Below are 17404 nucleotides of genomic sequence, written 5' to 3' on the forward strand. Positions count from 1 at the left end.
GTGAAAACGGACGTCAGGCGTGCTGCGCGAGCAGGCGTTCCTGCTTCGACTGCCCGCGGATCAGCACCGCGAGCAGCGTGACGCCGATGATGTCGAACAGGCCGAGGCACGCGAACAGCGGCGCATAGCCGATCTTGTCGGCGAGCGCGCCGACCAGCAGCGAGAAGCCGAGGCCGCCGATCCACGCGGCCATCCCGGCGAAGCCGCTCGCGGTGCCGACTTCCTCGGGATCGAAGACGTCGGCCGACAGCGTGTTGACGAGCGCGGAGATCATCTGATGCGCGAAGCCGCCGACGCAGAACAACGCAATCGCCGTGTACGGCGACGACACGAGGCCGATTAGCGCGGGGCCGAGCATCAGCACCGCGCCGAGCGCGACGCCGGCGACGCGCGACCACACGAGCGGCAGCTTGAAGCGCGTCGCGAGATACGGCGACAGGTAGCCGCCGGCGATGCCGCCGAGGTCCGCCGCGAGAAACGGCATCCACGCGAACACCGCGATCTGCGTGAGCGGCATGTGGCGCTCGGTCGCGAGGTACAGCGGAATCCAGAAGCTGAAGGTCTGCCAGGCGGGTTCCGCGAAGAAGCGCGGCAGCGCGATCGCCCAGAAGCGGCGCGCGGTGACGACGTCGCGGATGCGGCGCTTCGACACGGGCGGCATCGTGGCCTGGCCTTCGCGGATCAGCGTGCGTTCCTGCGGCGTGAGGCGCGGATGGTCGGCCGGCGACCGGTACTGCGTGTACCAGAGCGCCGCCCACACGAACCCGAGCGCGCCGGTGACCATGAACGCGGCCTGCCAGCCGAACCGCATCGACAGGAACACGACGAGCGGCGGCGCGATCGCGGCGCCGAGCGACGTGCCCGCGTTGAAGTAGCCGACCGCGACGGATTTCTCGCGATCGGGAAACCATTCGGCGACGGCCTTCATCCCCGACGGAATCGCGGCCGCCTCGAACAGGCCCAGAAAGCCGCGCAGGACGCCGAGCGACAGCCAGCCCGACGCGAAGCCGTGCGCGACGCCGACTACCGACCACAGCATCGCGAACAGCGCGAACCCGAGCCGCAGCCCGATCAGGTCGACGATGAACCCGCATACCGGCTGCATGATCGTGTAGCCGATCTGGAAGGCGCCGACGATGTACGAGTACTGCTGCGTCGAGATCGCGAACACCTGCTTGAGCTCGGGCGCGAGCACCGCGAGGGAATTCCGTGCGAGGTAGTTGAGGATCGTGCCGAGACACACGAGCACGATGATCCACCAGCGCAACGCCTTGACTGTCTTCACTGCTGTCTCCTGTCAGGGAGGGCGGCGCGCGGCGCCTGCCCGGTCCATGAGGGCCATCCGTCCAGGATGGCTTGTTTCGTTTTGTTCGTACGATGTCCGATCTTGATGCGTGCCGGTTTTTACCGGTTCATATCGAAATTACGGTGTTCGAGCGAACATTTCATCGTCATCGAACTGCAATGTTATCTGACGACTGATCATTTTCGAACATCCTATGTTCGAATACGAATCCGGTCAACGTGAATCTGCATTCGAACGAACGTACTCGGGGTTTTCCCGGGGAGCGGTGGCGGCCGCACGAGCGGCGGCGCAGGCAGTCGCCCGTCAAAGGCCCGTGCGGCGGGCCGGAGGATCGTCCGGACGGTCGGCGCATGCCGGACGGGGCGTGACAACCCTGATGAAAATTTATTTCTTTTCATGGAGCAGATTGTGTAAATTGATTTTCATCGAACCTTGCAACGACCCTTCGCATGACGCCTCTCGTTCCGCCCGATGTCAGTCACGACGAACCCGCGATCGCCGAGCGGATCGCGTCGGCGATGCCGTTGCTGACGCCGATTCACCGGCGCATGGGCGAATTCGTGCTGGCGAACCCGTTTCGCGCGGCGACGATGCGGATCGACGAGCTCGCGCAGGCCGTGAATGCGTCGATCGCGACCGCGAACCGCTTCGCGAAGGCGCTCGGTTTCGACGGCTATCCGGCAATGCGCGCGGCGCTCGTGCGCGGCTTCGAGGCCACGCTCGGGCCGGTCGAACGGCTGCGTTCCGCGCAGGAGCAGGAGTCCGGCGTACGCGGCGCCGCATGGATCGACGCGGTGTTCGACCAGGCTGCCGCCAACATCGAGAACACGCGCGCGCAGCTGGACGCGGCCGATGTCGAGGCGGCGGTCGAGGCGATCGTCGGCGCGCGGCGCGTGCTGATTCTCGGCGCCGGATCGAGCGCGTTCCTGACCGGATTGATGGAGCACGGGCTGTCCGTCTGCCATGACAGCGTGCAATCGCTCGCGCTGCTCGGCGGCCCGTCGCATGCGGCGCGACGTCTGTACACGGCCGATTCGCGCGATCTCGTGATCGCGCTCGCGTTTCCGCGCTACGTGAAGGACACGATCGAGCTGGCCCGTCGTGCGGCGGCGCGCGGCGCGCGCGTGCTCGGCATCTCCGACGGCCCGCAATCGCCGCTCGCGCCGATCGCGTCGCTGAACCTGTACGTCAAGGCCGAGCGGCGTTTCGCGGCCACGTCGGAAGCCGCCGTGCTGACGATGATCGAGGCGCTGATCGATGCGGTCGCGCTGCGCACTCACCGGTCCGCGAAATCCGCCGCCGAAATGACCGAATTCCTGCTGCCGTGGCTCGTGCAGCCGCAAGCGGCCTTGCCGGCCGCCAACCCTTCTTTCCCACGTCCGAAAAAATCATGACTTCACCCGCGATCGTCGCGATTCACGGCGGCGCAGGCACGATCCTGCGCGAAGCGATGGATACCGACACCGAACGTCGGTACCGCGCCGAACTCACCGCGATCCTGCAGGCCGCGCAACAGGTGCTGGCCGAGGGCGGCAGCGCGATCGACGCCGTCACCGTCGCGGTGCGGATGCTCGAGGATTGTCCGCTGTTCAACGCCGGGCGCGGCGCCGTCTATACGGCGGAAGGCAAGCACGAACTCGACGCGGCGGTCATGGACGGCGCGACGCTCGGCGCCGGCGCGATCTGCTGCGCGACCCGCGTGCGCAATCCGGTGCTCGCCGCGCGGCGCGTGATGGAGGCGAGCGAGCACGTGCTGTTCGCCGGCGCGGGCGCGGATGCGTTCGCGGCCGCGCAGGGGCTCGAACTGGCGGAACCCGGCTACTTCGACACCGAATCGCGGCATGCGCAGTGGGTGAAGGCGCGCGCGGCGGCCGGCGCGATGCTCGATCACGATGCGGCGACCTTCGTGTTCGGCCAGTCGCAGCAACAGCCGCAGCCGGCCGAGCCGCTCGATCCGGACCGCAAGCACGGCACGGTCGGCGCGGTCGCGTGCGACCTGAACGGCCACATCGCGGCGGCGACGTCGACGGGCGGCATCACGAACAAGCAGCCGGGGCGAGTCGGCGATTCGCCGATCATCGGCGCCGGCTGCTATGCGGACGACGCGACCTGCGCGGTATCGTCGACGGGCACCGGCGAGATGTTCATGCGGCTCGCGACGGCCTACGACGTCGCCGCGCAGATCGCATATCGCGGCGCGTCGCTCGCCGATGCCGCGCACGACGTCGTGATGAACAAGCTGCCGCGCCTGGCGGGCCGCGGCGGGATCATCGCGGTCGACGCACACGGCAACGTCGCGATGCCGTTCAACACCGAAGGGATGTACCGCGGCTATGCGCGCGTCGGTGAAGCGCCGGTCGTCGGCATCTACCGCGACGACGCGGCCTGATCCCGGATCGCACGAGGAGATACGCATGACTTCGAGCCGTAACCTGTCGGTCCTGACGCTGCCGGAGCAGCGCGTGGTGGCCGTCGACGATCTGTCGGTCACGTTCCGCCGCGAAGGCGCGACGTTCGACGCGGTGCGCAACGTGTCGTTTCACGTCGATCGCGGCGAGACGCTCGCGATCGTCGGCGAATCGGGCTCGGGCAAGTCGGTCACGTCGCTCGCGCTGATGCGGCTCGTCGAGCACGGCGGCGGCGAAATCACGAGCGGCCGGATCGCGTTCCGGCGCCGTGGCGGCGCGCTGGTCGATCTCGCGCGCGCGAGTGGCGCGACGATGCGCGGCATCCGCGGCGCGGACATCGCGATGATCTTCCAGGAGCCGATGACGTCGCTGAACCCGGTGTTTACGGTCGGCGACCAGATCAGCGAGGCGATCGCGCTGCACCAGTCGAAGGGCGCCGCCGAAGCGCGCGCGGAAGCACTGCGGCTGCTCGATCTGGTGCGCATCCCGGAAGCGCGCCGCGTGTTCGCACGCTATCCGCACCAGTTGTCGGGCGGGATGCGGCAACGCGTGATGATCGCGATGGCGCTGTCGTGCCGGCCCGCGCTGCTGATCGCCGACGAGCCGACGACCGCGCTCGACGTGACGATCCAGGCGCAGATCCTGCAACTGATCCGCGGGCTGCAGGACGAAATGAACATGGGCGTGATCTTCATTACGCACGACATGGGCGTGGTGGCCGAGGTCGCCGACCGCGTGCTCGTGATGTACCGCGGCGAGAAGGTCGAGGAGGGCGAGTCGGACCGCATCTTCGCGACGCCCGCGCATCGCTACACGCGGGCGCTGCTCGCGGCCGTACCGCGGCTCGGCTCGATGCAGGGCACCGACGTACCCGAGAAATTCCCGCTGCTCAAGGTGGACGGCACGAACGCGACGGCCTCGACCACGGCGTCCGCCGCGAACGACGCGCAGCCGCTCGTCGATCCTGCCGCGCCGCCGATCCTGCGCGTGCGCGATCTCGTCACGCGCTTTCCGGTGAAGAGCGGCGTGTTCGGCCGCGTGTCGCAATACGTGCATGCGGTCGAGCGCGTGAGCTTCGAGCTGCGCGCGGGCGAGACGCTCGCGCTCGTCGGCGAATCGGGCTGCGGCAAGTCGACCACCGGCCGTTCGCTGTTGCGCCTCGTCGAATCGCAAAGCGGCTCGATCGAATTCGACGGCCGCGACATCAGCGCGCTGAAGGGCCCGGACCTGCAGGCGCTGCGCCGCAACATCCAGTTCATCTTCCAGGACCCGTTCGCGTCGCTGAACCCGCGCCTGACCGTCGGCTTCTCGATCATGGAGCCGCTGCTCGTGCACGGCGTCGCGAGCGGCAGCGAAGCGCAGGCGCGGGTCGACTGGCTGCTCGACAAGGTCGGCCTGCCGCGGGAAGCCGCACGCCGCTATCCGCACGAATTCTCCGGCGGCCAGCGCCAGCGGATCGCGATCGCGCGCGCGCTCGCGCTGAACCCGAAGGTCGTGATCGCCGACGAGTCGGTGTCGGCGCTCGACGTGTCGGTGCAGGCGCAGATCGTCAACCTGATGCTCGACCTGCAGCGCGAGCTGGGCGTCGCGTACCTGTTCATCTCGCACGACATGGCGGTGGTCGAGCGCGTCAGCCATCGCGTCGCGGTGATGTATCTCGGCCAGATCGTCGAGATCGGCCCGCGCCGCGCGGTGTTCGAGACGCCGCAGCATCCGTACACGAGGAAGCTGATGAGTGCGGTGCCGGTGGCCGACCCCGCGCGCCGGCATGCGCCGCGCCAGCTCGCGGCGGACGAGATTCCGAGCCCGATCCGCGCGGTCGGCGACGAGCCGGTCGTCGCGCCGCTCGTCGCGGTCGGCCCCGATCATTACGTCGCGACGCATCGCGTCGGCGGCGCGTATTGAGTGGTGGAATCGTGCGCCGCGACGACGGCGCACGAACCCGCAGGCAGTCGAAACCGAAACGCCCGTGAGGCGTCACCGATTCACCGATAGGAGCCCAGCAAAATGACCCAGCAGCATCCGTTTCCGATGTTTCGTCCGCGCGCATGCTTCGTCGCGCTCGCCGGCGCGTTTGCGCTGTCGGCCGCGCTGCCCGCGTACGCGCAGCAGACCGCGGTGATGGCGGTGGATTCGACCTTCACGACGATGGACCCGTACGACGCGAACGACACGGTGTCGCAGGCCGTCGTCAAGTCGTTCTACCAGGGGCTGTTCGGCTTCGATAAGGACATGAAGCTCGTCAACGTGCTCGCGACGAGCTATGAAGCCAGCCCCGACGCGAAGACGTACACGATCAAGCTGCGCTCGGGCGTGAAGTTCCACGACGGCACCGATTTCAACGCGGCGGCCGTGAAGGCGAACTTCGACCGCGTGACCGATCCCGCGAACCACCTGAAGCGCTACAACATGTTCCGCGTGATCGAGAAGACCGAGGTCGTCGATCCGACCACGGTGAAGGTCACGCTGCGCGAGCCGTTCTCGGCGTTCATCAACACGCTCGCGCACCCGTCGGCCGTGATGATCTCGCCGGCCGCGCTGAAGAAGTGGGGCCGCGACATCGCGCTGCATCCGGTCGGCACCGGGCCGTTCGAGTTCGTCGAGTGGAAACAGACCGACGACCTGAAGGTGAAGAAGTTCGCGGGCTACTGGAAGAAGGGCTATCCGAAGATCGACGCGATCGACTGGAAGCCGGTGGTCGACAACAACACGCGCGCGGCGCTGATGAAGACGGGCGAAGCCGATTTCGCGTTCCGCATTCCGTTCGAGCAGGCGGCCGACCTGAAGGGCAACCCGAAGGTCGACGTCGTCGAGCGGCCGTCGATCGTGCAGCGCTACGTGTCGCTGAACATGCTGCAGAAGCCGTTCGACAACCCGAAGGTGCGCCAGGCGCTGAACTACGCGGTGAACAAGGAAGCGCTCGCGAAGGTCGCGTTCTCCGGTTTCGCGACGCCGTCGACCGGCGTGGTGCCGCAGGGCGTCGATTACGCGACGAAGCTCGGCCCGTGGCCGTACGACCCGGCGAAGGCGCGTGCGCTGCTGAAGGAAGCCGGCTATCCGAACGGCTTCGAGACGACGCTGTGGTCGGCCTATAACAACTCGACGTCGCAGAAGGCGATTCAATTCGTGCAGCAGCAGCTCGCGCAGGTCGGCGTGAAGGTGCAGGTGCAGGCGCTGGAAGCCGGCGAGCGCGTCGCGAAGGTCGAGAGCGCGCCGGATCCGGCGAAGGCGCCGGTGCGGATGTACTACATCGGCTGGTCGTCGTCGACGGGCGAAGCGAACTGGGCGATCACGCCGCTGCTGGCCGGCGCGTCCGCGCCGCCGAAGCTCGTCAACACCGCGTACTACAAGAACGACGCGGTCGACGGCGATCTGACGAAGGCGCTCGAGACGACCGATCGCGCGAAGAAGGCCGAGTTCTACGCCGATGCGCAGAAGCAGATCTGGGCCGACGCGCCGTGGATCTTCCTCGTGCAGGAGAAGATCGTGTATGCGCGCAGCAAGCGGCTGCAGGGCGCATACGTGATGCCGGACGGCTCGTTCAACTTCGACGAGATCTCGCTGAAATGACGGCGGTTCGTCCGCCACGCAGTGCCGGCGGCGCGAGCCGCCGGTGCGCTGATTCGATCGGTGTCCCATGCTGAATTTCCTCGTCAAACGCCTGTTCGGCCTGCTGCCCACGCTCGCGATCGTCGCGGTGCTGGTGTTCCTGTTCGTGCACCTGCTGCCGGGCGATCCCGCGCGGCTCGCGGCCGGCCCCGAAGCCGACGAAGCGACGATCGCGCTCGTGCGGGCCGATCTCGGGCTCGACCGGCCGCTGCCCGCGCAGTTCGCGAACTTCTTCACGAAGATCGCGCACGGCGATTTCGGCATGTCGACGCGCAGCAAGCGGCCGGTCTCGACCGAGATTGGCGAACGCTTCATGCCGACGCTGATGCTGACGCTCGTCAGCATGGTGTGGTCGACGCTGTTCGGCATGGCGATCGGGATTGCGTCGGCGGTCTGGCGCAATCGCTGGCCCGACCGTCTCGGGATGACGCTCGCGGTGTCGGGCATCTCGTTCCCCGCGTTCGCGCTCGGCATGCTGCTGATGGAAATCTTCTCGGTGAAGCTCGGCTGGCTGCCGGTCGTGCCGGACGGCTCGTGGAAGAGTTACGTGCTGCCGTCGCTGACGCTGGGCGCCGCGGTCGCGGCCGTGATGGCGCGCTTCACGCGCGCGTCGTTCGTCGAGGTGCTGAACGAGGACTTCGTGCGCACCGCGCGTGCGAAGGGCGTGCACGAGCCGATGGTCGTGCTCAAGCACTGCCTGCGCAACGCGATGATCCCGGTCGTCACGATGATGGGGCTGCAGTTCGGCTTTCTGCTCGGCGGATCGATCGTCGTCGAGGTCGTGTTCAACTGGCCGGGGCTCGGGCGCCTGCTCGTCGACGCGGTGACGATGCGCGACTACCCGGTGATCCAGGCGATCGTGCTGCTGTTCTCGCTGGAATTCATCCTGATCAACCTGACCGTCGACGTGCTGTACGCGGTCATCAACCCGACCATCCGGTTCAAGTGAGGGGCGCATGAACGCGACTGTCCAGCCCGCGGCGCCGGCCGCACCGACCGCGATCCGCACGCCGTGGCGCGAATTCTGGCGCAAGTTCCGCAAGCAGACCGTCGCGCTCGTCGCGGGCGGCTTCGTGCTGGCGCTCGTGGTGCTCGCCTTCGTCGGCCCGCACATCGTGCCGTTCGATCCGGAGAACTATTTCGACTACGACGCGCTGAACGCCGGGCCGTCGGCCGTGCACTGGTTCGGCGTCGATTCGCTCGGCCGCGACATCTTCAGCCGGATCATCGCGGGCACGCGCATTTCGCTCGCGGCCGGCTTCTTCTCGGTCGCGCTCGGCGCGGTGATCGGCACGTTCTTCGGGCTGCTCGCCGGCTATTACGAAGGCTGGTGGGACCGCATCACGATGCGCATCGCCGACGTGCTGTTCGCGTTCCCGGGCATCCTGCTCGCGATCGGCGTGGTCGCGATCCTCGGCAACGGGATGATCAACGTGATCTGCGCGGTCGCGATCTTCAGCATTCCGGCGTTCGCGCGGCTCGTGCGCGGCAACACGCTGATGCTCAAGCACATGACCTACGTCGAGGCCGCGCGCAGCATCGGCGCGTCCGACTGGACGATCATCATGCGGCACATCCTGCCGGGCACCGTGTCGTCCGTCGTCGTCTACTTCACGATGCGGATCGGCACGTCGATCATCACCGCCGCGAGCCTGTCGTTCCTCGGGCTCGGCGCGCAGCCGCCGACGCCGGAGTGGGGCGCGATGCTCAACGAGGCGCGCGCGGACATGGTGACGGCGCCGCACATCGCGGTGTTCCCGAGCCTCGCGATCTTCCTGACCGTCCTCGCGTTCAACCTGCTCGGCGACGGGCTGCGCGACGCGCTCGACCCGAAGCTGGAGCGCCGTTGATGCGGGCTGCACCGATGTGGACGGCGACGCTACCGGCCGGGCCGCGCGGCACGATCGCCGACGTGCCGGGCGTGACGGTCGGCCATTGCACGCTCGATGCCGGCAACGTGCAGACGGGCGTGACCGTCGTGAAGCCGCATCCGGGCGACGTGTACCGCAGCAAGGTGCCGGCGGGGGCGGCCGTGATCAACGGCTTCGGCAAGAGCATAGGGCTCGTGCAGGTCGACGAGCTCGGCACGCTCGATACGCCGATCGCGCTGACCAATACGTTCGGCGTCGGCGCGGTCGCCCACGCGCAGATCCGTGCGGCGATCGCGGCGAATCCGCGGATCGGCCGAGACTGGTCGACCGTCAATCCGCTCGTGTTCGAGTGCAACGACGGTTACCTGAACGATATCCAGGCATTCGCGGTCACCGGCGCGCATTACGACGACGCATGCCGCGCGGCGTCGCGGGACGTCGCACGCGGCGCGGTGGGCGCCGGACGCGGGATGTCGTGCTTCGACCTGAAAGGCGGGATCGGTTCCGCATCGCGCGTGGCCGTCGCGGCCGGCCGGCCCTATACGGTCGGCGCGCTCGTGCTCGCGAATTTCGGCCGGCTGCCGATGCTGACGCTCGGCGGCGTGCCGCTCGGGCGCATCGTCGCGCAACGGCGCGCGGCCGAAGCCGCTCAACCGGCGCCGCCCGAGCAGGGCTCGATCATCCTGTTGCTGGCCACCGATGCGCCGCTCGACGCGCGACAACTGTCGCGGCTCGCGCGCCGCGCGGCGGCGGGGCTGGCCCGCACGGGCTCCGTGTACGGGCATGGCAGCGGCGACATCGCGCTCGCCTTCTCGACCGCCTACACGATCGCGCACGACGCATCGACGATCGCGCTGCCGGCCCTCGTGGCCGATGCGGCGCTCGATCCGCTGTTCATGGCCGCGGCCGAAAGCGTCGAGCATGCGATCGCCGACGCGTTGCTGCAGGCGGTAACGGTCGCCGGGCGCGACGGCCACGCGCGGCAATCGCTGCGCGACGCGGTGCCCGATCTCGACCGGTGGTTCAACGAAGACAACGAAGGACGTTCGACTCTGTCATGAAGATCCTGATTTCAACCGACATCGAGGGTGTCGCCGGCGTATTCGCCACCGAGCAGACGCGCGCCGGCAATCCGGAATACGAGCGGGCGCGCCGCTGGATGACCGCCGAGGCGAACGCGGCGATCGAAGGCGCGTTTGCCGGCGGCGCGCAGGCCGTCTGGGTCAACGATTCGCATGGCGGCTATCGCAACCTGCTGCCCGACGGGCTCGATGCGCGGGCGCGCGTCGTCCTCGGCAAGCCGCGTACGCTCGGAATGATGGCGGGCCTCGAACAGCAGCCCGATCTCGTATTCATGATCGGCTATCACGCGAAATCGCAGACGCGCGGCGTGCTCGCGCACACGATCAACAGCTTTGCGTTCACGCAGGTGTGGCTGAACGGCGTCGAGCTCGGCGAAGCCGGGCTGTACGGTGCGCTGGCGCGCGAATACGGCGCGCATGTCGCGCTGGCGACGGGCGACGACGTATTCGCCGAGGAAACGCAGCCGCTGTTTCCGGACGCGCGTTTCGAGACGGTCAAGACGGCCGGCGGCGCGTCGAGCGGCGAGACGCTCACGCCGTCCGCGTCGTGCGCGCGCATCGCGACCGCCGCACGGGAGACGGTTACGCATGCGCTGTCGTCCGGCCGGCGCGCGGGCGCTCATCGTCCCGCGCCGGCCGCGTGCACGCTGCGCGTGCAGACGGCCGCGCTCGCCGACCTGTTCTGCGTGCTGCCGTCGCTCGAGCGCGTCGACGCGGTGACGCTGCGTTTCGACGGGCCGTCGGTCGAGCATGCGGTGCGCACGCTGAACAGCCTGTCGGCGATGTCGTTCATGTTGCGGTGACGCGCGCCGCGCGATGCCGCCGGCGCGTGGCCGGCCCACCGATCACGGCGGGGCGGGCCGCCTTCGATAGCGGGTCATTGATGATGGAATTCGGGCCTTGAGAAATACGCTGCTGGATCCCTACGAACACATTCCCCGGAGCGTGGTCGTGCTCGCCAACGACTTCGCGGCGGGCACGACGTTTCCGGATCACGCGCACGTACGCGGGCAATTCGCCTTCGCGTCGCGCGGCACGATCAGCGTGTCCACGCCGCACGGGCGCTGGCTGGTGCCGCCGCAGCGCGCGTGCTGGGTGCCGGCCGGCGTGCGGCACGAACTGACGACGACCGGGCCGGTCACGATGCTCAACGCGTTCGTGTCCATCGACGCCGCGCAGGCGGCCGGGCTGCCGACCCAGTGCGGCGTGTATGGCGTGTCGCCGCTGCTGCGGCAACTGCTCGACGATGCGGTCGACCTGCCGGCCATGTACGACGTCGACGGCCGTGCGGGCAAGCTGATGGATCTGCTGGTCGCGGAAATCGCGACGATGCCGCGTCTGTCGCTGCATGCGCCGCTGCCGGCCGACGCACGGCTGGCGAAGGTGTGTCGGCACCTGTTCGCCGCGCCGTCGATCGACGCCGATCTCGATCGGGTCGCGGCCGACGCGGGCGTGAGCCGGCGCACGTTCACGCGACAGTTTCGCGCGCAGACGGGCGTGAGTTTCGCCGCATGGCGCCAGCAGGTGTGCATGCTCGCCGCGATTTCCCGCCTGACCGACGGGCAGCCGGTGACGCGCGTGGCGCTCGATCTCGGTTACGCGAGCGCGAGTGCGTTCACGTCGGCGTTTCGCCGCATTCTGGGCGACACGCCGAGCCGGTATCTGGAAATGCGCCGCTAGGCGCCAAGGCCCGGCGCAGGCCGCGCCCGTACGCGCGCCGTCGCGCAAAAAAATACGCGCCCGCCACCTTCGGCCGGACGCGTTTAAAGGCACTCCGTCTGAAAAAATGCGCGGGCCGCCTGTCGGGCAGCGTCGCGCATGATTCATGTCATTGTTGCCTCGTCCGATTCAATCCTGTCGGCTCGTTGTGGATAACGAAGCATACGCCGCATAACGCGCAAGCGATATCGTGTCGGCACCCCGATTGATGTGCTTTCGCAGCACGCGTTTCGATGACGCGTTCGATATCGGGGCGGGAAGCCGATGCGGACGAGCATCCGCAGCCTCGGTGATCACGATGCGGCGCACCATCGAATGATGGCGACGGCGCCTCCAAAACGCCGTGTGGCGCGATGCCCGTCGGTATCGCGCCACACGGCGTTGCGGTTGCACCCGGCGCCGGCCAGCGCCGGCGCATGCGTCAAACGTCGAAGAACACGGTTTCTTCCGGCCCCTGCATGCGGATGTCGAAGCGGTACACGACCGGGCGGCCCGGTTGCGCGTCGCGTTTCGCGACGAGCGTCGCGCGGCGCTCGGCCGGCACCGCGTTCAGCACGGGGTCGACCGCGTTCGCGGCGGCTTCGTCGTCGAAGTACACGCGGGTGAATGCATGGGTGAGGATGCCGCGCATCATCACGGTCACGTTGATGTGCGGGGCCTCGTCGGCGGCGAGGCGGCCCGGCTTCACCGTCTCGACGACGAAGCGCTGCTGCGGGTCGGTGCCCGTGCCGACCCGCGCGAAGCCCGTGAAGCCGGATTTCGCGATGTCGTCGCGCGACGCGGGGTAGCGGCCCGCGCCGTCCGCCTGCGTGAATTCGAGCACCGCGTCGCCAACGACGTTGCCGTCGCCGTCGAATACCTGCCCGACCAGCAGCACATGCTCGCCTTCGGCGTGCGCCGCGGCGATCGTCGGCGTGAACAGGCTTTTCAGGTCGTAATCGTATTGCTGCGGGCACAGGCCGTACGCGAAGTACGGGCCGACCGTCTGCGAAGGGGTTTGCTTCAGTGTCGTCATGGTTCAGCGCTCCATCGGGGTGGCGTCGCGGCCGCGCAGCACGATGTCGAATTCGTAGCCGAGCGCATAGCCTTCTTCGGTGATGTCCATCGAGAAGCGCGAGATCAGGCGATCGCGCGCGGCTTCCGGCGTGCCCTGGAAGATCGGGTCGTACGCGAGCAGCGGATCGCCGGGGAAGTACATCTGCGTGACGAGACGGGAGCCGAAGTAATCGCCGAACAGCGAGAAGTGGATGTGATTCGGGCGCCACGCGTTCGGGTGGTTGCCCCACGGATACGCGCCGGGCTTGATCGTCAGGAAGCGGTAGCGGCCTTCGTCGTCCGTCAGGCAGCGGCCGGCGCCAAGGAAGTTCGGGTCGAGCGGCGCGTCGTGCTGGTCGACCTTGTGCACGTAGCGGCCGGCCGCGTTGGCCTGCCACACCTCGACGAGCGTGTTGCGCACGGGCTTGCCGCCTTCGTCGAGCACGCGGCCGGTGACGACCATTCGCTCGCCCAGCGGCTCGCCGTTCTTCACGGCGTTCTTCGTCAGATCGTGGTCGAGCGCGCCGAGATCTTCCGCGCCGTAGACGGGCGCGTACTGGTCGCGCAGCTTCTCCTTCAGCGGGATCAGCGGACGGGTCGGGCCGCGCTTCACCGACGAACGGTACTCGGGGTGGACATAGGCCGGATGCGACGGCCAGTCGCGCGGCGTGAGGATCGTGGGGGAATCCATCGGGCGTCTCCTGATAGGTATTTCGCGAAGGGGATGGTCACGACTTTAACCAATCCGGAAAGTTATGCAAAATGACCTTTTTTCGCGAATCGCATAACTGTTCGTTATGTTCGCCCCGATAATGAAAATTCCGCCGGACAGGCAGCCTGTCCGGCGGAAAAAGCGATCGGGCTTCGCGTCGTCGGTGACGACCCCGTGCACGGCCCTCCAGCCAGCCCGTCGCTGTTTTTTGTCTTTCGTTCTCGTTGTTATCCGGTCTCCCTGAGCCTGCCCGTCGTCATGGGTGGCGGGGATCGAACACGATCCCGTCGAATTCGAGCGTCAGCGTGCCGCCGCGCAGCAGGGCCGACGGTGCCGTCGCGTGGCCGGCGCCGAGCACCTCGGTCACGTACTGCGCGCAGAAGCCGCGCCGCGCGCGCAGGTTGAAGCGACTGCCGAGCAGCGCATCGATTCGCCGTTCGGCCAGCGCATGGACGTGGCGTTGCGCATCGGCCGACGCCGCCGCGACGCGGCGCCCCAGTGCGATGCGTCCGCCGTCGGTACGGGCGACGAAGCGCGACAGCAGCGTGAGCTTCGTCCATGCGAACACGGCGGATTCGGCGATCACCGGTTCGTCGCCCGACGTATCGACGACGATGCCGAAACGGTTGGCCCACGTGCCGGGCGCGCCCGTCGCGACATCCGATGCGCCGGCCGGCACGCGGATGAACACGAGATCGCCGACATGTGCGCAAGCGGCGAGCGAGCGCACGGTGGCGAGCGGCATCGTGCGATCGGTGTCGCGGGCATCGCGCGGTGCGGCGTGGTGCGGTTCGCAGGCGGCTGTGTCGATTCGGGTGGTCATTTCGGCTCCGTCGTTGCATGACAGGACGGAGCGGATTATGCAGACAAGTATCCAAAAGTGCTGATGTAGATGCATGAGTAGCCTAATATCCGACCGTGAGCATCATTTTCCGATACCAATATGACCGAAACCGCCCAACTCATCGAAACGCTGAAGCGCCAGCTGAAGGCGCAGGGAATGACTTATCGGGACGTCGCGCGGGCGCTCGACGTCTCCGAGACGAGCGTGAAGCGGTTGTTCGCGAGCGGCCGCTTCACGCTGGAGCGCGTCGCGGAGATCGCGCAACTGCTCGGCTATACGCTCGCCGAGCTCGTGCAGGAAGCATCGGCGTCCGCGCCGCGCCTGCGCGTGCTGACCGAGCCGCAGGAGGCGTTGCTCGTGTCGGACGAGAAGCTGCTGCTGGTCGCCGTCTGCGCGATCAACTACTGGACCGTGCAGGACATCGTGTCGGCTTATCGCCTCACGCAGGCCGAATGCGTGAAATATCTGCTGATGCTCGACCGGATGAACGTGATCGCGCTGCTGCCCGGCGACCGGATTCGCGTGCGCGTGGCGCGCGATTTCGACTGGCTGCCGGGCGGCCCGATTCGCCGCTACTTCCATGCGCACGTGCTCGACGATTTTCTCGGCAGCCGCTTCGACGGCCCGGGCGAAACGATGACGTTCCTGCAGGGGATGCTGACGGATGCGGCCGCCGCGGAGCTCGAACAGGAACTGCGGCGGCTGAGCAGCAAGGCCGCGGCGCTGCATGCGGAGTCGTCGTCCGCGCCGCTCGGGCAGAAGCACGGCACGGCCCTGCTGATCGCGAAACGGATCTGGGAGCCGACGGGATTCCACGCGCTGCGGCGCCATGGATGACGCCGTCCCGAACGCTTGGGCCTTTCCTGAAAGTTATGCAAAATGGCGATTCATCGTCATTCGCATAACCACTCGTTATGAATAACCGTATCGCCGACGGCCGTGTCAAATTCCGGCACCTGCAGTGCTTTCTCGCGGTCGCGCAGCTGGGCGGCGTGCAGAAGGCGGCCGAAAGCCTGTCGATCACGCAACCGGCCGTGTCGAAGACGATCGCCGAGCTGGAGGCGATCCTCGGCGTGAAGCTGTTCGAGCGCGGCCGGCACGGCGCGCAGCCCACCCGCGAAGCGCAACTGTTCATGCCGCACGCGAATGCGTGCGTGCTGGCGCTGCGGCAGGGCGTCGGGCTGCTGGCGCGCGAGGGCGGGGCCGCCGCCGCGACGCTGGAAATCGGCATGCTGCCGACCGTCGCGGCCTCGCTCGCGCCGGCCGTGATGAAGGCGCTGAGCGCACGCTGGCCGCGCATCGTCGTGCGGATCGCGACGGCCGCGAACGCCGAGTTGCTCGAGCGTCTGAAAGCCGGGGCGATCGAATGCGCGGTCGGCCGGCTGTCGGAGCCGGAACGGATGATCGGGCTCGCGTTCGAGCAGTTGTACAACGAGCCGCTCGTCGCGGTCGTGCGCGCCGGGCATCCGCTGCTCGCGAGCGCGGCGCCGGCCGCCGAGCTGGCACGCTATCCGGTCGTGCTGCCGCCGTTCGGCACGTTGATTCGCCAGTCGGCCGAGCAGTTGCTCGGCGCATGCGGCGCGCCGCCGCTCGATTCGTTCATCGAGGTGCTGTCGGTATCGGTCGCGCGCGCGCTCGCACTCGAGAACGACGCGGTCTGGTTCGTGCCGCTCTACGCAGCCGAATACGATCTGTCGGCCGGTGCGCTGGCGCGCCTGCCGCTGCCGTCGGCGGGCACCGACGAGCCGGTCGGGCTCGTGTTGCGTACCGATGCGCAGCCGTCGCCGGTCGCGCGGACGCTGATCGACGCGGTGCGCGACATCGCGCGATCGCGGTTCGGCGATGCGCGCCCGCACCGGGCGCCCCGCGCGGCACGCAATCCCGCTCGCGGCAAGCGCTGATCCACCGGGCCACCGGCTCGGCAATGCACCGGGCTCGATCTCCTTCCTTGCTGCAGGATTGGCCATCCGGTCAGTAGCCGCCGTCAGGGTGCTTGGCATATCGTACCGTTTTTGATACGATGGACGACAAGACGATGGCGAGACAGCAGATTCAGGTCACGCTCGGCGTGCGGTTCTTCCGCACGGCGCGCGGCCACGAGCCGGTGCGCGAATGGCTCAACGCGCTCGGGCAAGTGGAGCGAAGGGCGATCGGCGAAGAGATCAAGACAGTTCAACTCGGCTGGCCGCTCGGCATGCCGCTGGTCCGGAAGATGGCGAGGGATCTGTGGGAGATCCGCGTGATGGTGCCGGGGCGAAGCGCGCGCGTGCTGTTCACGGTCGTCGGCGACACGATGGTGCTGCTGCACGGCTTCTTCAAACAGTCGCGGGCCACGCCGTCGGACGATCTCGACGTCACCGTCGCGCGCCTGAAAGCGCTGACGCACGCCATCTGAATTCCCCGGTTGCGCCGGAATGCACCGTCTCCGACGGTCGGGCAGCCGGCAACGCCATGCACCTGGAGTACGACATGACGACCACGAACAATCCGCATATCGGCAGCGATTTCGACGCCTTCCTCGAAGCGGACGGCAATCTCGAAGCGGCCACCGCCACCGCGATCAAGCGCGTGATCGCGTGGCAGATCGGGCAGGAAATGAAGGCGCAGCACATCACGAAAACGGCGATGGCCGCGCGGATGAAAACCAGCCGCGCCGCACTCAACCGTCTGCTGGACGAAACCGACACGAGCCTCACGCTGGCGACGCTCGCGAGCGCGGCCGCCGCGCTCGGCAAACGGCTCAGCTTCGAGCTGGTGCCGGCCTGACCGACGCGAACGAACGGCGCACGGCCCGACCGACGTGATTGTTCGCGCGATG

The 17404-nt window shown here is 67.9% G+C and carries 17 protein-coding genes; 13 read left to right on the plus strand and 4 right to left on the minus strand.

The window, feature by feature from the left end:
- Positions 1-13: 13 nt before the first annotated feature.
- A complete protein-coding gene (locus tag CFB46_RS24960; RefSeq protein WP_027782827.1) occupies positions 14-1285 on the minus strand; it encodes an MFS transporter in 1272 nt (423 codons plus the stop codon).
- 470 nt (positions 1286-1755) lie between these two features.
- On the opposite strand from CFB46_RS24960, the gene CFB46_RS24965 reads away from it, so the two are divergent.
- From CFB46_RS24965 to CFB46_RS25005, 9 genes are all read left to right on the plus strand, one after another.
- Positions 1756-2700 (plus strand): MurR/RpiR family transcriptional regulator, encoded by a 945-nt coding sequence (locus CFB46_RS24965; protein ID WP_027782828.1) that lies wholly within the window; start codon positions 1756-1758, stop codon positions 2698-2700.
- Positions 2697-3695 carry an isoaspartyl peptidase/L-asparaginase family protein gene (locus CFB46_RS24970; RefSeq protein WP_027782829.1) on the plus strand — a complete coding sequence of 333 codons (999 nt, stop codon included), beginning with the start codon at positions 2697-2699 and terminating at the stop codon, positions 3693-3695. The genes CFB46_RS24965 and CFB46_RS24970 overlap by 4 nt, the downstream gene beginning before the upstream one ends.
- 25 nt (positions 3696-3720) lie before the next feature.
- Entirely contained in the window at positions 3721-5619 is a 1899-nt protein-coding gene (locus CFB46_RS24975; protein WP_089501622.1) for a dipeptide ABC transporter ATP-binding protein, read from the plus strand.
- Between the two features lie 102 nt (positions 5620-5721).
- On the plus strand, positions 5722-7284 hold the full coding sequence (gene gsiB, locus CFB46_RS24980) for a glutathione ABC transporter substrate-binding protein GsiB (protein ID WP_089501623.1): 1563 nt from the start codon (positions 5722-5724) through the stop codon (positions 7282-7284).
- Positions 7285-7351: 67 nt separating this feature from the next.
- Positions 7352-8272 (plus strand): glutathione ABC transporter permease GsiC, encoded by a 921-nt coding sequence (gene gsiC, locus CFB46_RS24985; RefSeq protein ID WP_027782832.1) that lies wholly within the window; start codon positions 7352-7354, stop codon positions 8270-8272.
- 7 nt (positions 8273-8279) lie between these two features.
- Positions 8280-9173, plus strand: a complete 894-nt coding sequence (gene gsiD / locus CFB46_RS24990; RefSeq protein ID WP_027782833.1) for a glutathione ABC transporter permease GsiD — start codon at positions 8280-8282, stop codon at positions 9171-9173.
- Positions 9173-10255 (plus strand): DmpA family aminopeptidase, encoded by a 1083-nt coding sequence (locus CFB46_RS24995; RefSeq protein ID WP_089501624.1) that lies wholly within the window; start codon positions 9173-9175, stop codon positions 10253-10255. Before gsiD ends, CFB46_RS24995 begins: the two co-directional genes overlap by 1 nt.
- Complete coding sequence (locus CFB46_RS25000; protein ID WP_089501625.1) at positions 10252-11079, plus strand: M55 family metallopeptidase; 828 nt, start codon at positions 10252-10254, stop codon at positions 11077-11079. Before CFB46_RS24995 ends, CFB46_RS25000 begins: the two co-directional genes overlap by 4 nt.
- 97 nt (positions 11080-11176) lie before the next feature.
- Positions 11177-11956, plus strand: coding sequence for an AraC family transcriptional regulator (locus CFB46_RS25005; RefSeq protein WP_027782836.1), 780 nt, complete (start codon positions 11177-11179; stop codon positions 11954-11956).
- A 460-nt stretch (positions 11957-12416) separates the two neighbouring features.
- On the opposite strand, the gene pcaG is transcribed toward CFB46_RS25005, so the two are convergent.
- The 3 genes from pcaG to CFB46_RS25020 form a co-directional block, all read right to left on the minus strand.
- Complete coding sequence (gene pcaG / locus CFB46_RS25010; RefSeq protein WP_089501626.1) at positions 12417-13010, minus strand: protocatechuate 3,4-dioxygenase subunit alpha; 594 nt, start codon at positions 13008-13010, stop codon at positions 12417-12419.
- Between the two features lie 3 nt (positions 13011-13013).
- The gene (pcaH, locus tag CFB46_RS25015; RefSeq protein ID WP_006489685.1) at positions 13014-13721 is read right to left on the minus strand and encodes a protocatechuate 3,4-dioxygenase subunit beta; all 708 of its coding nucleotides are present in this window, start codon (positions 13719-13721) and stop codon (positions 13014-13016) included.
- A 277-nt stretch (positions 13722-13998) separates the two neighbouring features.
- On the minus strand, positions 13999-14565 hold the full coding sequence (locus tag CFB46_RS25020) for a YiiX/YebB-like N1pC/P60 family cysteine hydrolase (RefSeq protein ID WP_089501627.1): 567 nt from the start codon (positions 14563-14565) through the stop codon (positions 13999-14001).
- Between the two features lie 120 nt (positions 14566-14685).
- On the opposite strand from CFB46_RS25020, the gene CFB46_RS25025 reads away from it, so the two are divergent.
- From CFB46_RS25025 to CFB46_RS25040, 4 genes are all read left to right on the plus strand, one after another.
- Complete coding sequence (locus CFB46_RS25025; RefSeq protein WP_027782839.1) at positions 14686-15423, plus strand: helix-turn-helix domain-containing protein; 738 nt, start codon at positions 14686-14688, stop codon at positions 15421-15423.
- A 77-nt stretch (positions 15424-15500) separates the two neighbouring features.
- Complete coding sequence (gene pcaQ, locus CFB46_RS25030) at positions 15501-16487, plus strand: pca operon transcription factor PcaQ (RefSeq protein ID WP_089501628.1); 987 nt, start codon at positions 15501-15503, stop codon at positions 16485-16487.
- Positions 16488-16621: 134 nt separating this feature from the next.
- Positions 16622-16981: a type II toxin-antitoxin system RelE/ParE family toxin gene (locus tag CFB46_RS25035; protein ID WP_089502340.1), complete on the plus strand. Its 360-nt coding sequence runs from the start codon at positions 16622-16624 to the stop codon at positions 16979-16981.
- A 74-nt stretch (positions 16982-17055) separates the two neighbouring features.
- Positions 17056-17352 carry an XRE family transcriptional regulator gene (locus tag CFB46_RS25040; protein ID WP_012338300.1) on the plus strand — a complete coding sequence of 99 codons (297 nt, stop codon included), beginning with the start codon at positions 17056-17058 and terminating at the stop codon, positions 17350-17352.
- Positions 17353-17404: the final 52 nt, after the last annotated feature.

The sequence above is a fragment of the Burkholderia sp. HI2761 genome (assembly GCF_002223355.1).
GTDB lineage: Bacteria > Pseudomonadota > Gammaproteobacteria > Burkholderiales > Burkholderiaceae > Burkholderia.

Excerpts from the sequence above, each read along its gene's own strand:
- CFB46_RS24965 (WP_027782828.1), top strand. The coding sequence starts at position 1,756 with ATGACGCCTCTCGTTCCGCCCGATGTCAGTCACGACGAACCCGCGATC.
- CFB46_RS24970 (WP_027782829.1), top strand. The coding sequence starts at position 2,697 with ATGACTTCACCCGCGATCGTCGCGATTCACGGCGGCGCAGGCACGATC.
- CFB46_RS24975 (WP_089501622.1), top strand. The coding sequence starts at position 3,721 with ATGACTTCGAGCCGTAACCTGTCGGTCCTGACGCTGCCGGAGCAGCGC.
- gsiB (WP_089501623.1), top strand. The coding sequence starts at position 5,722 with ATGACCCAGCAGCATCCGTTTCCGATGTTTCGTCCGCGCGCATGCTTC.
- gsiC (WP_027782832.1), top strand. The coding sequence starts at position 7,352 with ATGCTGAATTTCCTCGTCAAACGCCTGTTCGGCCTGCTGCCCACGCTC.
- gsiD (WP_027782833.1), top strand. The coding sequence starts at position 8,280 with ATGAACGCGACTGTCCAGCCCGCGGCGCCGGCCGCACCGACCGCGATC.
- CFB46_RS24995 (WP_089501624.1), top strand. The coding sequence starts at position 9,173 with ATGCGGGCTGCACCGATGTGGACGGCGACGCTACCGGCCGGGCCGCGC.
- CFB46_RS25000 (WP_089501625.1), top strand. The coding sequence starts at position 10,252 with ATGAAGATCCTGATTTCAACCGACATCGAGGGTGTCGCCGGCGTATTC.
- pcaG (WP_089501626.1), bottom strand. The coding sequence starts at position 13,010 with ATGACGACACTGAAGCAAACCCCTTCGCAGACGGTCGGCCCGTACTTC.
- pcaH (WP_006489685.1), bottom strand. The coding sequence starts at position 13,721 with ATGGATTCCCCCACGATCCTCACGCCGCGCGACTGGCCGTCGCATCCG.
- CFB46_RS25020 (WP_089501627.1), bottom strand. The coding sequence starts at position 14,565 with ATGACCACCCGAATCGACACAGCCGCCTGCGAACCGCACCACGCCGCA.
- CFB46_RS25025 (WP_027782839.1), top strand. The coding sequence starts at position 14,686 with ATGACCGAAACCGCCCAACTCATCGAAACGCTGAAGCGCCAGCTGAAG.
- pcaQ (WP_089501628.1), top strand. The coding sequence starts at position 15,501 with ATGAATAACCGTATCGCCGACGGCCGTGTCAAATTCCGGCACCTGCAG.
- CFB46_RS25035 (WP_089502340.1), top strand. The coding sequence starts at position 16,622 with ATGGCGAGACAGCAGATTCAGGTCACGCTCGGCGTGCGGTTCTTCCGC.
- CFB46_RS25040 (WP_012338300.1), top strand. The coding sequence starts at position 17,056 with ATGACGACCACGAACAATCCGCATATCGGCAGCGATTTCGACGCCTTC.